This window comes from Celeribacter naphthalenivorans (genome assembly GCF_020524585.1).
Lineage (GTDB): Bacteria > Pseudomonadota > Alphaproteobacteria > Rhodobacterales > Rhodobacteraceae > Celeribacter > Celeribacter naphthalenivorans.
In genome coordinates this window covers 356,909-370,093 of record NZ_JAIVLK010000006.1, presented here as the reverse complement: position 1 = coordinate 370,093, position 13,185 = coordinate 356,909, and the positions used below count along the sequence as shown (strand labels likewise).

The 13,185-nt window shown below is 58.3% G+C and carries 13 protein-coding genes and 2 tRNA genes; 5 read left to right on the top strand and 10 right to left on the bottom strand.

The annotated features are described in order from the left end of the window. Nucleotides 1-236: 236 nt before the first annotated feature. The 4 genes from LC094_RS15255 to LC094_RS15240 all read right to left on the bottom strand — a co-directional run bounded on the left by LC094_RS15255 (nt 237) and on the right by LC094_RS15240 (nt 3,453). Entirely contained in the window at nt 237-1,325 is a 1,089-nt protein-coding gene (locus LC094_RS15255; protein WP_226553641.1) for a site-specific integrase, read from the bottom strand. Nucleotides 1,326-1,607: 282 nt separating this feature from the next. After that, nucleotides 1,608-2,267: a hypothetical protein gene (locus LC094_RS15250; RefSeq protein ID WP_226553640.1), complete on the bottom strand. Its 660-nt coding sequence runs from the start codon at nt 2,265-2,267 to the stop codon at nt 1,608-1,610. Nucleotides 2,268-2,426: 159 nt separating this feature from the next. Then, nucleotides 2,427-2,501 (bottom strand) — tRNA-Asn (locus LC094_RS15245). Nucleotides 2,502-2,583: 82 nt separating this feature from the next. Next, nucleotides 2,584-3,453 (bottom strand): MBL fold metallo-hydrolase, encoded by an 870-nt coding sequence (locus LC094_RS15240; protein ID WP_226553659.1) that lies wholly within the window; start codon nt 3,451-3,453, stop codon nt 2,584-2,586. Between the two features lie 153 nt (nt 3,454-3,606). Between LC094_RS15240 and LC094_RS15235 the strand changes: the two genes are divergently transcribed. Further along, complete coding sequence (locus LC094_RS15235; protein ID WP_226553639.1) at nt 3,607-4,938, top strand: ATP-binding protein; 1,332 nt, start codon at nt 3,607-3,609, stop codon at nt 4,936-4,938. Between the two features lie 62 nt (nt 4,939-5,000). Here the strand turns inward: LC094_RS15235 and LC094_RS15230 are convergent. Then, nucleotides 5,001-5,077 (bottom strand) — tRNA-Ile (locus tag LC094_RS15230). 137 nt (nt 5,078-5,214) lie between these two features. Between LC094_RS15230 and purM the strand changes: the two genes are divergently transcribed. The 4 genes from purM to rnd all read left to right on the top strand — a co-directional run bounded on the left by purM (nt 5,215) and on the right by rnd (nt 8,710). Then, nucleotides 5,215-6,276: a phosphoribosylformylglycinamidine cyclo-ligase gene (gene purM / locus LC094_RS15225; RefSeq protein ID WP_226553638.1), complete on the top strand. Its 1,062-nt coding sequence runs from the start codon at nt 5,215-5,217 to the stop codon at nt 6,274-6,276. Next, the gene (gene purN, locus LC094_RS15220; RefSeq protein ID WP_319003301.1) at nt 6,273-6,893 is read left to right on the top strand and encodes a phosphoribosylglycinamide formyltransferase; all 621 of its coding nucleotides are present in this window, start codon (nt 6,273-6,275) and stop codon (nt 6,891-6,893) included. The genes purM and purN overlap by 4 nt, the downstream gene beginning before the upstream one ends. Before the next feature lie 134 nt (nt 6,894-7,027). Next, nucleotides 7,028-7,399 (top strand): DsrE family protein, encoded by a 372-nt coding sequence (locus LC094_RS15215; RefSeq protein ID WP_226553637.1) that lies wholly within the window; start codon nt 7,028-7,030, stop codon nt 7,397-7,399. Between the two features lie 153 nt (nt 7,400-7,552). Further along, a complete protein-coding gene (rnd, locus tag LC094_RS15210) occupies nt 7,553-8,710 on the top strand; it encodes a ribonuclease D (protein ID WP_226553636.1) in 1,158 nt (385 codons plus the stop codon). A gap of 104 nt (nt 8,711-8,814) precedes the next feature. Here rnd and LC094_RS15205 read toward each other — a convergent pair whose 3' ends face one another. From LC094_RS15205 to LC094_RS15185, 5 genes are all read right to left on the bottom strand, one after another. After that, nucleotides 8,815-9,318, bottom strand: a complete 504-nt coding sequence (locus LC094_RS15205; RefSeq protein WP_226553635.1) for a GNAT family N-acetyltransferase — start codon at nt 9,316-9,318, stop codon at nt 8,815-8,817. 191 nt (nt 9,319-9,509) lie between these two features. Then, nucleotides 9,510-10,037 (bottom strand): GNAT family N-acetyltransferase, encoded by a 528-nt coding sequence (locus tag LC094_RS15200; RefSeq protein ID WP_226553634.1) that lies wholly within the window; start codon nt 10,035-10,037, stop codon nt 9,510-9,512. Nucleotides 10,038-10,304: 267 nt separating this feature from the next. Then, a complete protein-coding gene (locus LC094_RS15195) occupies nt 10,305-11,321 on the bottom strand; it encodes a Fe(3+) ABC transporter substrate-binding protein (RefSeq protein ID WP_226553633.1) in 1,017 nt (338 codons plus the stop codon). Between the two features lie 52 nt (nt 11,322-11,373). Further along, entirely contained in the window at nt 11,374-12,216 is an 843-nt protein-coding gene (gene mazG, locus LC094_RS15190) for a nucleoside triphosphate pyrophosphohydrolase (protein WP_226553632.1), read from the bottom strand. After that, a complete protein-coding gene (locus LC094_RS15185; RefSeq protein WP_226553631.1) occupies nt 12,209-13,027 on the bottom strand; it encodes an isocitrate lyase/PEP mutase family protein in 819 nt (272 codons plus the stop codon). Before LC094_RS15185 ends, mazG begins: the two co-directional genes overlap by 8 nt. Nucleotides 13,028-13,185: the final 158 nt, after the last annotated feature.

Genomic DNA, 13,185 nt, shown 5'->3' with positions numbered 1-13,185 from the left:
GCTGCTTTATCGTAAGCATCTGAAGCCATTGGAGGTATTTGAGCACTTCAGCATCGACAGAAATTTTGGTCTCTTCAACTCCGATGCTCAATTCCGCAGTGAGTGGGTTTATTCCAATAAATCTGCTCAGGTGCTCTTCAGGTCGCGTCGAAACACTGGTTAGGTTTGTCCCGCATCTTTAGTTGTGCGGAACTATGCGTTACGCGAAGGCCCGAAGAGCCGCAGGTTACTCACATTCACATCAAGCGCGGCAGCCTTTCGATCGCATCGCGCTTCACGCTGAGAGGAGTTTCATCGCGATATGTCGATGTGTTTGTTCCTTCTTTCTCATCGTTGTCGATATGACCGATGATATCGGTTCGGGTCACGTCAAGAACGCCTGTGCTGTGCAGCAGCGTGTGATTGACGTAATGTCTCAAACTATGAATGCAAAGCTTACGCGGGTTGCCATTCAGGGAAATCTGCATCGCCTTGCGCCAGGTGTCGTCGAAACGTTCGCCAAACTTTTCCACTGACGTCGCCAGATCTTCAGTATTCGAGCGCTTAGAACCGTTGCGTGGTACGGGGACGACGTCAGGAAACAAAAGGTTGTGACCCTTTCCGGCAATAGACTTAACGTAGTCCAAGAAACCGAGCTCGATCAGGTGAGAATGGATCGGAACGGTGCGCGTACGCTTGTCATCCTCCGTGCAATCTGGGTCTTCGCCCTTGATGCCGCGGTAGGCGTTGGCCTGGATCACAAAGCACGGGACGCCTTCAATGTTTTCTACATCAGAAGGCAACATACCTGCAATTTCAGCTCGCCGAGCACCTGTGTAACCAAGGATGAGAGGGATCCAAAATTTGCCATCTTTCAAAATCTTTGTTCCTGGTTCATGGCGCCGTCCAGCGGAACGAGCGCCAGTCCAGATGGTGTGGGAAAACAGTTGGCGCGCCTCTTCCTTGCGGAAAACCGCTCGCGATTTGTGTTTGTTGCGGGATGACTTCTTTTTCGGCTTCAGGTCTTTTGTGTTGAGATCTGTAAGGGAAATGCCTTCTGCACGTGCCCGAGCGATCAGCAACTCCATCGACTTTACGTGCCGCCTCCGGGTGCTGGAAACCAGGCCAAGTTCAGCGGGAGCCATATGTCTGGCATTCATATAAACTTCGTCAACTGTTCGGTGCAAATCTTTGGAAGAACGCAAAAAGTTCTTCGGAAACTTCTGCAAGTTGTCAGCCCAAAATGTCAGATGTGCCTGCCGAATTTCAGTGACTTTGGAAAGCCCTGTGATGAACATGAAGCGTCTAATATCTGACCCTCGCTGCTGTTTGACAGCTTTGCTCATGTTATTATCAACTGCGGTGCGCCAGAAGACGTGTGCGATGTCATCGGTCCATTCGTCTGGTGAAGCGTTTTCGGCTTGGTCTTGCGTCTTGAAGAAGTAATCTTCTAATTTTTCATAGTAGTAAGTGGTTTTGTTAAGGCTTTATGTGAGCTTCCTCTTGCTCCTTCCATACGATGGGGCACCGGCGCTTCCAAAGGTGCAGATGCGGGTGGCGTCGGAATTGCGTTGGTCGGGGAGAGATTTTCAGCGGTGAGGCAAGATTCTGAATTCGTCACAAATTTGTTAGCGGGGGTGGGTGGTGCGGATGTTTCTTTTTTTGAGCGGCGCCCGCGAATCCTGTCGAAAATCATGAAGTGCCTGAAGGCGAGCACGGAAATGCGCAGCGCGAAGCTGTGCAAGATGTTCTTCATCTTTAATGACATCATTCGTCAGAGACGCGTAGATCGAGCGCAGTTGATCTCCCGTTGCCGCTGAAAGTGCCTTGCGGCTTTCAATTTCATAAAGATGGAGGATCGCCTTCAGGGTCTCCTCGTCCCACTCGGGATCAATCTTCTCGACCGGAAACCTTTTGCGAATACCTTGCTCGAGAAAACTTTCGTAAATAATTGGCAATACAGACAATGAGCGCTCATTGTCTGCGGAAAACCTTCCTTTCATCCGCGCGAAGTTGATCTGACGGTTCAGGTCAGAAACGCACTTCTGGAGATAATGTTCGAAGTACCTGAACACAATTTTGTCAGGGAGTGCAGGCGTTAACAGTACAAAGCTATCGAACATTTGGTCGAACTCCAACTTGAGGCGTTCAAGCCATGTATGCGCAAGATTTCGATCTGTCGTCCCCAATGCCAAAAAAATTGGAGAAAGAAATGTGGATAACCCTGGAATCCGCCGGCGAAAGTAGAAGCGATTCCGTTTGCAGTAGAGATATTTCTGCTGAGTCAAAGTGGACCTCTGTGATGAGGCCATCGCATATGAAACGACTTACAACCAGCGCTGTGTGAACCTTTTGTGAGACGCCAGTGAGACGAATCTAGGTGAGAAATCAAAAGTGAGCGGAGCTACTTTCTTTTTCTTATCCATATCAACAGGTTAAGTTGTATATGGCTCCGGCGGTAGGGATCGAACCTACGACCAATTGATTAACAGTCAACTGCTCTACCGCTGAGCTACGCCGGAACATGGGGCGGTGTATAGCTATGTGATTTGGGGCGTGCAAGTGGGTTTTGTGACAAAAAATCAGTTTTCGACAATTTTTTACTCAAGTCACGGAAAATACTGCCTTTTCAGAGAGTTCGGGTGTGGCGAGGACGTGGTTTCTCTCGGTGAGGTCGATCAGATGCGCCAAAGTGTTGCGCGCGGCGGCGGGGAGGTGGCTGGCGGGCAGCTCGGTGTAGACGGCTTGGGTCAGGGGCAGGAGTGCCTGTGGACCTTGGGTCAAAACCGCAAGGATTTGCGCCTCGCGCTTGGCCCGATGCGTCAGGAGAAAGTCGATCCGCTCCAGTGGGGTCTCTACGGCTGCGCCGTGGCCGGGCAGGAGGCACTGAGGTGCCAGATCGCGCAGGAGCGCGCAGCTGTCGCGAAAGGCGGCGGCGTCGCCATCGGGCGGAGAGATCAGCGAGGAGGACCAGCCCATCACCAGATCGCCGGAAAACACCATGTCTTGCCAGTGAAAGCACAGGTGATTGCCCATGTGACCGGGGGTATGGAGTGCGGTGATCGGACCGGATTCGGTCTCGATCTCGGCCTCATGCGCCAGTGTCACATCGGGTTGAAAGCCCTCATCGACGCCTTCGCCGCCGCCGATCTGATCGCCTAGAGCGGCCATCACCGGGCTGCGGCCCGCCATTGCATCGCCAAAGGCATAGATCGGCGCGCCGGTGGCCTCAGAGAGAGCGCGCGCGCCTTCGGAATGGTCGCGATGTGCGTGGGTGACGAGAATGTGGGAAAGGCGCGTGTTTTGCGGCAGGGCGTCGAGGATCGCCGCGCGGTGATCGGCCAGATCGGGGCCGGGGTCGATCAGCACACGGGACTCGCCCTTGCCCAAAAGATAGGTGTTCGTGCCCCAATGGGTCATCGGCGACGGGTTCGGCGCCAAAATGCGGATCAGCCCGGGGGCAAGCTGGGTCATGGTGTCGGGGCGGGTCTGCACGCGATTGTCCTTTGCTTCGGGCTCTGTCAGGGTCTACCAAGTGTGCGTTTCATGGCATAGCTTTATCTCGGCTGTGCCAAAGGGCGCTATGGGATGTCCATAGGATATCTGTGCGCTGAAAGGTCTTGGTCTATGTTGTTCGAATGGCTCAAAAAATACATGCCGCGCGGGATTTATGGCCGGGGCGCCTTGATCCTTTTGGTGCCGGTCGTGGTGATCCAGATCGTGGTGATCGTCGCCTTTTCCCAGCGCTATTTTGCCGACATCACGCGCCAGTTGAGCCGGGGTGTGGTGGCTGAGATCGGTCTCTACGTGGTCTCCGCCGACACGCTGCCGATGGCGCAGGTGCCGCTGGCCTTGCAGGAGCTGGATGAGCGTCTGGGCTTTGCCTCCACCTTTGGTGCCGAGGCCCCGATCGCAGATCAGCGCCGCTGGTATGATTATTCTTCGCGGGTGATCGAGGCGGAATTGCGCGGTGCGATTGATGGCGTCGAAGGCATGGATGTCGCCAGCGACACGCAGCGGGTGCGGGTGTCTATCATGACTGAGGCAGGGCGTTTGACGCTGGATGTGCCACGACGGCGGGCCTCGGCCGCGAATCCGCACCAATTGGTGGTTTGGACGGCCTTTACCGGCCTTGTGATGACCCTCATCGCCTTTATCTTCCTGCGCAATCAACTCCGACCGATCCGGCAATTGGCCCGTGCTGCCGAAAGTTTCGGACGCGGCGAAAGTCGGCCCTATCGTCCGGCAGGTGCCATCGAAGTGCGCTCTGCGGGGGCGGCCTTTCTCAATATGCGCTCGCGGATCGAGCGTCAGATCGAACAGCGTACGCTGATGCTGTCGGGGGTGTCGCATGACCTGCGCACGCCTTTGACGCGGATCAGATTGGGCCTGTCGATGCTCGATGTGCCCGAGGCGGATGCCGAAGAGGTGGCGGCGATGCAGGCCGATCTCGATGAGATGGAGCGCTTGATCGAGGCGTTTCTAGATTTTGCGCGCTCGGATGCGACCGAAGACCCCGAAGCGGTCGATTTGGTGGCTTTCGTCGAGGCCGCAAAGGAGCGTGCAGAGCGCGCTGGCGGCGTGGTCGAGCTGGGGGAGATGCCGGATCAGGAGGTGGTTCTGAAACTGCGGCCTGTGGCTCTGGCGCGCGCGCTCGACAATCTGATGTCCAATGCGCGCCGCTATGGCACGACGGCGCGGATCGGTCTGGCGCTTTTTGAACGGGCGGTTGTGATTTCTGTCGAAGACGACGGGCCGGGGATCGCGCTTGAGGGCCGTGAACGCGCCTTGCAACCCTTTGTGCGTCTTGATGAATCGCGCAACCAGAATCGCGGCTCAGGCGTGGGGCTGGGCCTTGCCATTGCCCATGACGTGGCGCGGCGCCATGGCGGCACATTGCGTCTGGGAGAAAGCGCGGGCCTTGGGGGATTGAAGGCCGATCTGGTTTTGGCGCGCTAAGAAAACGGACCGCCCTGCAGCCGGCTTTCAAGGCTTTGTTGCTCAACGAGTTTTAAGAATTTTGGTAGGCCCGGCAGGACTTGAACCCGCAACCAAAGCGTTATGAGCGCTCTGCTCTAACCAATTGAGCTACAGGCCCCTACCGGAACCGTGCTTATTGTGCGCTCAAAGCAGGGTCAAGCAGAAGTCGACGCAAGGCGCAAACGGGGGCCTTTTCAAGACGGCTCAAACCGCGTAAACGGGCGGCAACTTTGGATTGCGCGGGGAGCCTTTGCCATGACCCATGAACAGAAGACATCGGGAAAAAACGGTCTGACCTATGCAGACGCCGGTGTGGATATCGATGCGGGCAATGAGCTTGTCGAACGCATCAAACCGGCGGCGAAAAAGACCGCGCGTCCGGGCGTGATGGCCGGGCTGGGCGGCTTTGGCGCGTTGTTCGACCTGAAGGCCGCGGGCTATGAGGATCCGATTCTCGTTGCCGCGACCGATGGCGTCGGCACCAAGCTGCGCATTGCGATCGACACCGACAATGTCAAAACCGTGGGCATCGATTTGGTGGCCATGTGCGTCAATGACCTTGTGTGTCAGGGCGCTGAGCCTTTGTTCTTCCTCGACTATTTCGCGACCGGCAAACTGAAACTCGACAATGCCGCCGCTGTGATCGAAGGCATCGCCGAGGGCTGTGCGCAGTCCGGCTGTGCGCTGATCGGCGGTGAGACGGCCGAGATGCCGGGCATGTATGAGGATGGCGATTTCGACCTCGCGGGCTTTGCCGTGGGCGCGATGGAGCGCGGCTCCGATCTGCCGTCCGGCGTGCGCGAGGGCGATGTGCTTTTGGGGCTGGCCTCCAACGGCGTGCATTCCAATGGCTATTCTTTGGTGCGCAAGACCGTCGAGATTTCTACCTTTAAATGGTCCGACATCGCGCCGTTTTCGGATGCGACCCTGGGCGAAGAGCTTTTGAAACCAACCCGGCTTTACGTCAAACCGGTGCTCAAGGCGATCCGCGCGGGTGGGGTTCATGCGCTGGCGCATATCACCGGCGGCGGTCTGACCGAAAACCTGCCGCGCGTTTTGCCGACCGGCATGGGTGCCGACATCGACCTGACGGCTTGGACTTTGCCGCCGGTCTTTAAATGGCTGGTCGACACAGCCGGCCTGTCGCAGCATGAGCTTCTCAAGACCTACAACGCCGGGATCGGCATGATTGTGGTCTGCGATGCGGCGGAGGCCGAGGCTTTGACCACGCTTTTGAGCGGCGAGGGCGAAACCGTCTACCGTCTCGGTCAGGTGACCACCGGCAATGGCGTGACCTATGAGGGCAGCCTCTCGTGAATTCCAAAGTCGTGAGCCCCAAAAAGGTTGCGATCCTGATTTCCGGCGGCGGCTCCAATATGGTGTCGCTGGCGAAATCCATGATGGAGAACGCCGAGGACGCCCCCCTTGGGCGTCCGTGTCTCGTGCTCTCCAATGTGCCCACGGCGGGCGGGTTGGCGAAGGCCGCTGACATGGGGATCGCGACCGAAGTGGTGGATCATCGCGACTTTAAAGGCGACAGGGAAGCCTTTGAACAAAAGCTGATTTCCGTCATTGACCAATATGAGCCGGACGTCATCGCCATGGCTGGGTTCATGCGCATTCTGACGCCGACATTTATCTCGCATTACGCGGGGAAAATGCTCAATATCCACCCGTCATTATTGCCGAAATACAAAGGCCTTCACACGCACCAGCGCGCGATTGAGGCGGGGGACGGTGAGGCCGGGTGTTCGGTGCATGAGGTGACAGCGGAGCTGGATGGCGGGCCGATCCTTGGACAGGCGCGGGTGCCGATCATGGCGGGTGACACGGCGGATGATCTGGCGGCACGGGTTCTGGTGAAGGAACATTTGCTCTATCCGGCAGTGCTCAAGCGGTTCCTTTCGGGCGAAAAAGACCTGATCACGCTTTAAACCGGTCTCTCGTGCCACTAGGGCGAGATGTCGCGGGGCTGTGATCCTTTCCGACCTTTCAAAGATATATTCGAGATGTAGAATATAACGCGAGTCCGCACAGGACCCGCAGCTATGTCGCGAAAGGATATCGCATGAAAACCGCTGATTTCGTTGCCACAATTTTTGACGGCCATTCCAATCCGGGCAAGGTGACCGTGGCCTTCACCATGGCGCTCAACGCGCAGAAAATGGGCCATAGCTCCATCGTTTTGCTGATGGTCGAAGGCGTCGAGCTGGGCCAGCCCGGCTCTTGTGACGATATGGACATTGGCAAGCCGTTCGAGCCGGTGGCCGATCTGGTCAAAGCCTACCGTGAGGCCGGCGGGCGCATCGGGATTTGCGGCGCTTGCATGATCCACAACGGGTTCAGCGCGGAACAGATGGACCCGGCCTATGAGATCATCACGGCGCCCGATGTGGTCGAATTGATGATGGCGGCGAAAGGCAGTCTGCCGATCACCTGAGGCGGTCACGCGCGCCCAAAAGTGGTGCAGACAGGAAGCAGACATGGGGAAGGGGGCGTTCTGCGCCCCCTTTGTTCTTTTCATTCCGCCGCAAACCCCGTATCACGATTGAACCGCCGGGATGACCCCGCACCGCAGGCAAAAGAAAACAACATGATCACCATCACCACGACCGAAGGCCTTCAGGCTTTCTGCGACCGCGCCAAAGCCCAACCTTACGTCACGGTCGACACCGAGTTCCTTCGCGAACGGACCTATTATTCCAAACTTTGCCTCGTGCAGCTTGCCGTTCCGGGCGACGCCGAAGAGGACGCGGTTCTGGTCGATCCGCTGGCCAAAGGCCTCGATCTCGCGCCGCTTTATGCACTGTTTCGCGACGAAAACGTGGTCAAGGTCTTCCACGCCGCGCGCCAGGATCTCGAGATTTTCTACATTCAGGGTCAGGTGATCCCGACGCCTCTGTTCGACACGCAGGTGGCCGCGATGGTCTGCGGCTTTGGCGAACAGGTCGGCTACGAGACGCTGGTGCGCAAGATCGCCAAGGAAAGCCTCGACAAGACCTCGCGCTTCACCGATTGGTCGCGCCGTCCGCTCAGCCAAGCGCAGGAAAGCTACGCGCTGGCCGATGTGACGCATTTGCGGGTGATCTATGAATTCCTGCGCGATGAGATCAAACGCGAAGGCCGCGAAAAATGGGTGGCCGAGGAGCTTGAGGTGCTGATGTCGCCGGAGACCTATGTGGTCAAACCCGACGACGCCTGGATGCGGGTCAAGACGCGCACCAGTTCGGGCAAATTCCTCGCAGCCGTCAAAGAACTGGCTGCTTTCCGCGAATTCTACGCCCAGAGCCGCGATATTCCACGCAACCGCGTGTATAAAGACGACGCGATGCTGGAGCTCGCGTCGACGAAGCCCAAAACGCCGCAAGACCTGTCGCGTTCGCGGCTTTTGTTGCGTGAGGCACGTAAAGGTGAGATTGCCGACGGTATCTTGCAAGCGATTGAAAAAGCGTCGAATTACACCGCCGCCGAGATGCCGAAGCTGGATATGTCGAAAGACAAGATTCAGGTGAACCCGGCGCTGGCGGATATGCTGCGGGTGTTGCTCAAGGCAAAATCCGACCGTTTCAACGTGGCCGCCAAAATGATTGCCTCCGCGTCTGACCTCGATCAGATCGCGGCCGGGAAACGCGATCTGCCGGTGTTCAAGGGCTGGCGCGCCGAGGTTTTCGGTGACGATGCGCTGCGGCTCTGCAAGGGTGAGATTGGTCTGGCCGTCAAAGGTCAGCGGGTCGATGTGATCGCGCTTTAAACGTCTGACCAAGAGCCTCAAATGCGGCTCTCGGTCGAATGTCTTGGCCTGATGCGCGTCTCACGCTCCCGTCCTTTCTCTTTTCAGGTGAAAAGACGAGAGCTTTAAAGCGCGACCATATTTTCGTTCAAAATCATCTCAAACCGTTTGCCAGTGAGGGTTTTCGGTTCAAACCCGCAAGCGCGATAGGTGGCCTGCGCGACCAGATTGTGGTCCTGCGTGCCAACCGTCAGGCTGTGGCATCCCATGGCAATGGCGGTGGCTTTCGCCTCGGCAATCAGCGCGCGCCCGACGCCTTGTCCGCGCGCCTCTTTGGCGATGTAAAGGTGATGCAGGTCCAGCGTTTTCTGGCCATGGTGCAGGCGCACACCGCCGACCAATCCGGCGTAACCGACCAACGCGCCGTCGCGTTCCGCCACCAAAAGCCGCAACCACGGCAGATCGGCGCGCATCAAATCGATGAGGCCGGGCAGGTCCAGCTCCGGCTCATCGCCGTGATGATGTGCCAGCGCGTGGATCATATGCAAAAGCGCATCCTTGTCGCCCCAACGCGCGCGGCGGATCGTGAGGCTGTCCTTCGGGGTGGTAATCTTTGTCAGTAGGGTCATGTTTTTCTCCTGTGGGCGCCACAGGAGGGGAAGTTTGACATGAAAAAAGCCGCCTCTTGTGGCGGCTGTTCAATGTTCCAAGCTGAAAGGCCGCGCTTATGTAAGCTCGGTCCAATAAAAAACAGTCATGGAAGCGGTCTGTGTCATGCGGGCAATTTGCGCGGCGTGGGGAGGCCTGTCAAGCGCAAAGCTCAGGCCAGCGCCATTTTGTCCAGTGCCATTTCGTAATGCGGCGCGCGCGGCGAAGGGCGTTCGAACCCGACGGCGCGATAGGCGGCCTTGGCGGTCTCAGAGGTGCTCAGGATGCCGACACTCAAGGTGCCGCAGCCCAGACGATGCGCCACGTCCCGCGCCGCCTGCGTCAAGGCGCGCGCAACACCTTCGCCGCGATATTCGGGCCGGACATAGAGGTGATGCATCTGCATGGCGCGGTCGATGGGACTCAGTTGCAGCCCGCCGACCAGCACGGTGTAGCCGATCAAATCGCCATTCTGCTCGGCGACCAGAATGCGGGCCCAAGGCGAGGAGGCATAGAGCAGGTCGATCAGAACATCCTCATCGAGCTGCAATTGATCCTTGGTCACCGTTTGCAGGTCGCGGATCATCTCAAGCAGGCACGGCAAATCCGCCTGTTCCATCGCGCGGAGGGTCAGGGGCGGGAGGGCCGATGCGGCGGTGAGGGCCGCGATGTCGAATTTGCGCTCTGTCATGTCGGTCATGTCTTGATCTCTTGCCGCGTCTTTCGCCGGGACAAGACATCAAAAAGGTTAAGGCAGCCCTACGGTGCCGGTGAATTTTCTGTAAAAACGACCGTTTTTGATCTGGAGGGTGCGTTTGGTGCCCATATGTGGCAGAGATCGCGCTCTGTCAATCTGTCGATTTGACCAAATTGAGTGTTTGGTCAAATCTGGAGGGCGTGTGGCGCCGATGCGCCGATGCGGCGAGGCCCGGGGCCTCACCGCGTGAGATCACATGAGATCAAAGGCTCAGCCGTCGTAATCGACCTCTTCGGTCAGACGCAGGGCTTCGGCGCGTTCTTCGGCGAGACGCGCCAGAGGGATGTTGTCCGGGTGCAGATCGCCCCAGCTTTTCACCAGCTCGGAGGCCTCGGTGCCCGGCACGACGGGGTATTCGGAATTCACCTCGGCGTAGATTTCCTGCGCGTGTTTGGAGGTCAGGAATTCAATGAATTGAACGGCTTCCTCGGTGTTCTTCGACGATTTCGTCAGCGCAACGCCGGAGATGTTCACATGCGTGCCGCCGCCGTCTACGTCAAAACGCGGGAAATCGAGGCGCACGGAGTTGGCCCATTCCTGCTGTTCCTCATCGGCCAGCATTTCGCCCATGTAATAGGTGTTGCCCAGCGAGATGTCGCATTCGCCAGCCCAGATCGCCTTGACCTGTGCGCGATCGTTGCCCTGGGGTTTGCGGGCGAGGTTGGCCTTGAGGCCTTCGAGCCAGGCTTTGGTTTCCTCGGGGCCGTGATGCGCGAGATAGGCGGAGGTCAGGCCGATCATATAGGTGTGCATGCCGGAGCGGGTGCAGATGCGGCCTTTCCATTTCGGATCGGCGAGGTCTTCGTAGGTGGTCACTTCGCCCTCTGCGACGCGCTCTTTCGAGGCGTAAACGATCCGCGCGCGCGAGGTCACACCCCACCAGTTGCCTTCCGGGTCATGGAATTCGGCGGGGATGTTTTGCTGCAAGGTCTCGGTCATCAGCGGCTGGGTCACGCCCGCGTCCACGGCCTCGGCCAGACGCGAGATGTCGACGGTCAGGATCACGTCGGCGGGCGAGCGGTCGCCCTCGGCCTTCAGGCGCTCTGTGAGGCCTTCGACCAGATAGGCCACGTTGACCTGAATGCCGGTTTCTTCGGTGAACGCATCGACCAGCGGCTGGATCAGCTCCGGCTGGCGATAGGAATAGACATTGACGTCTGCAAAAGCAGAAGAGGCCAAGAGAGACAGGGGGAGCGTTAGGGGAAGAGCGAGTTTGAGCGCGGTCATTGGGACTTCCTTTGATTGGTCCCGCTCGTTAAATCTGACTAAAACGCTCAGGTCAAGTGGTCTCGCCGATCACGCTTGCTTTCTTAGCGGCCTTCTCGCGAGCCTTCGCTTTGTCCCAAAGCGCATCCATCTCGGCCAGATCGCTGTCCGCAGGCGTCTTTCCAATTGCTTTAAGATCGTCTTCAACTGCATTGAAACGACGTGTAAATTTCGCGCTGCAGGCACGTAGAGCCTCCTCGGCATCCACCCCCAAATGCCGCCCCAGATTGACCACAACAAAGAGCAAATCGCCGAATTCCTCGAAGACCTCGTCTTTCGTCAACCTGTCGCGCGCCTCTTCCAATTCGGCGGCTTCTTCGCGGATTTTGTCCAGAACATGGGAGGTGTCCGGCCAGTCAAAGCCCACCCGCGCCGCACGCTTTTGTAGCTTCTGCGCGCGCATCAAAGCAGGCAGGCCCATGGCCACGCCGTCGAGCACACGGGTCTCCCCACGGCGCGCACGCTCCTTGGCTTTTTCCTTTTCCCAATCCTTGGTCTGCTGCTCCGGCGACTTTTGATTGCTCTCGTCGCCAAAGACATGCGGATGACGGGAAATCATTTTGGATGCAATGGCTTGCGCGACGTCGTGAAAGTCGAAAAGTCCTTTGTCAGCGGCAATTTGCGCCTGAAACACCGATTGGAACAACAGGTCCCCCAGCTCGGATTTCAAATCCTCCATATCGCCACGCGCGATGGCGTCGTCGACCTCATAGGCCTCCTCAATAGTATAGGGCGAGATGGTCGCGAAATCCTGTTCGATATCCCAAGGGCAGCCGCCCTCCGGGTCACGCAGGCGACGCATGATTTCCAAAAGCTGTTCAATGCCTTGCGGGACGTTGTGAATGGCATCACTCATGGCGGGCTCCTTTGGCGAGAAGCGCATCCACCCGGTCCGATCCGGCGGGGGTGCAGGTGGAAAAGACGCCTTGGCTCAGGATGTCTTCGGCGTTCGAAATCAGCCGCTCGTGGATCGACCGCGCCAGCAAAGAGCCAAGCGAAATGCGCGCCACGCCGAGGGCGGCGAAATCGGCGCGGGTGAGGTTTTGCAGCGGGCCGACGGGCAGGGCGTTCACTGGTTTCTTGGTCGCCGCCACCACGGTTTTCAGATCCTCGATGGTGCCGGGACAGGGCACGTAGAGGCAATCCGCCCCCGCCGCGTCAAAGGCCCGGAGGCGCCGCAGGGCCTCATTGAGATCGTAATCGCCATTCATCACCCCGTCGGCGCGCGCCACGAGGACGAAATCACCGGGCAGGGCGCGGGCGGCGCTCACGGCAGCTTTGATGCAGTCGACCGCCAGATCAAACTCCCGCGCACCTGCGTTGGGGAAGGCCGTGTCTTCGATGGAAATTCCTGACAATCCAGCCTCATAGGCCAGTTTTACGGTCCGCGCGACCTCATCGGGATCATTGGAAAACCCGTTCTCGAAATCGCCAGAGACCGGCACGGAGACGGCGGCCACGAGGTCTTGGGCATGAGCCAGCGCCTCGTCGCGGGTCAGCGTGCCGCCATCCGGGCGCCCGAGGGTAAAGGCCTGTGCGGCCGAGGAGGTGGCAATCGCCTGCGCGCCCAGTCCCGCCAACACGCGCGCCGATCCGGCGTCCCAGGCGTTGGCGAGGATAAAGGGCTGGCCGGGGCGGTGGAGGTCTCTGAATGTCGTCTGGGTCATAGGCGTCACCCTGACCCTCACAAGAGGGCTTTGCAAGCCGGAAAACCCGCGCTACAAGAACCGCATGACCAACCGTGCCACCATCATTATTGGCTGCTGCATTATCCGCTGACATCGTCGCGCGGGTCCGGTCTCTTTTCACCTGAAATGGAAGCTGA

Excerpts from the sequence above, each read along its gene's own strand:
- LC094_RS15235 (WP_226553639.1), top strand. The coding sequence starts at position 3,607 with ATGTTGTTCGAATGGCTCAAAAAATACATGCCGCGCGGGATTTATGGC.
- LC094_RS15240 (WP_226553659.1), bottom strand. The coding sequence starts at position 3,453 with ATGACCCAGCTTGCCCCCGGGCTGATCCGCATTTTGGCGCCGAACCCG.
- purM (WP_226553638.1), top strand. The coding sequence starts at position 5,215 with ATGACCCATGAACAGAAGACATCGGGAAAAAACGGTCTGACCTATGCA.
- LC094_RS15195 (WP_226553633.1), bottom strand. The coding sequence starts at position 11,321 with ATGACCGCGCTCAAACTCGCTCTTCCCCTAACGCTCCCCCTGTCTCTC.
- LC094_RS15215 (WP_226553637.1), top strand. The coding sequence starts at position 7,028 with ATGAAAACCGCTGATTTCGTTGCCACAATTTTTGACGGCCATTCCAAT.
- LC094_RS15200 (WP_226553634.1), bottom strand. The coding sequence starts at position 10,037 with ATGACCGACATGACAGAGCGCAAATTCGACATCGCGGCCCTCACCGCC.
- rnd (WP_226553636.1), top strand. The coding sequence starts at position 7,553 with ATGATCACCATCACCACGACCGAAGGCCTTCAGGCTTTCTGCGACCGC.
- LC094_RS15205 (WP_226553635.1), bottom strand. The coding sequence starts at position 9,318 with ATGACCCTACTGACAAAGATTACCACCCCGAAGGACAGCCTCACGATC.
- LC094_RS15255 (WP_226553641.1), bottom strand. The coding sequence starts at position 1,325 with ATGAGCAAAGCTGTCAAACAGCAGCGAGGGTCAGATATTAGACGCTTC.
- mazG (WP_226553632.1), bottom strand. The coding sequence starts at position 12,216 with ATGAGTGATGCCATTCACAACGTCCCGCAAGGCATTGAACAGCTTTTG.
- LC094_RS15185 (WP_226553631.1), bottom strand. The coding sequence starts at position 13,027 with ATGACCCAGACGACATTCAGAGACCTCCACCGCCCCGGCCAGCCCTTT.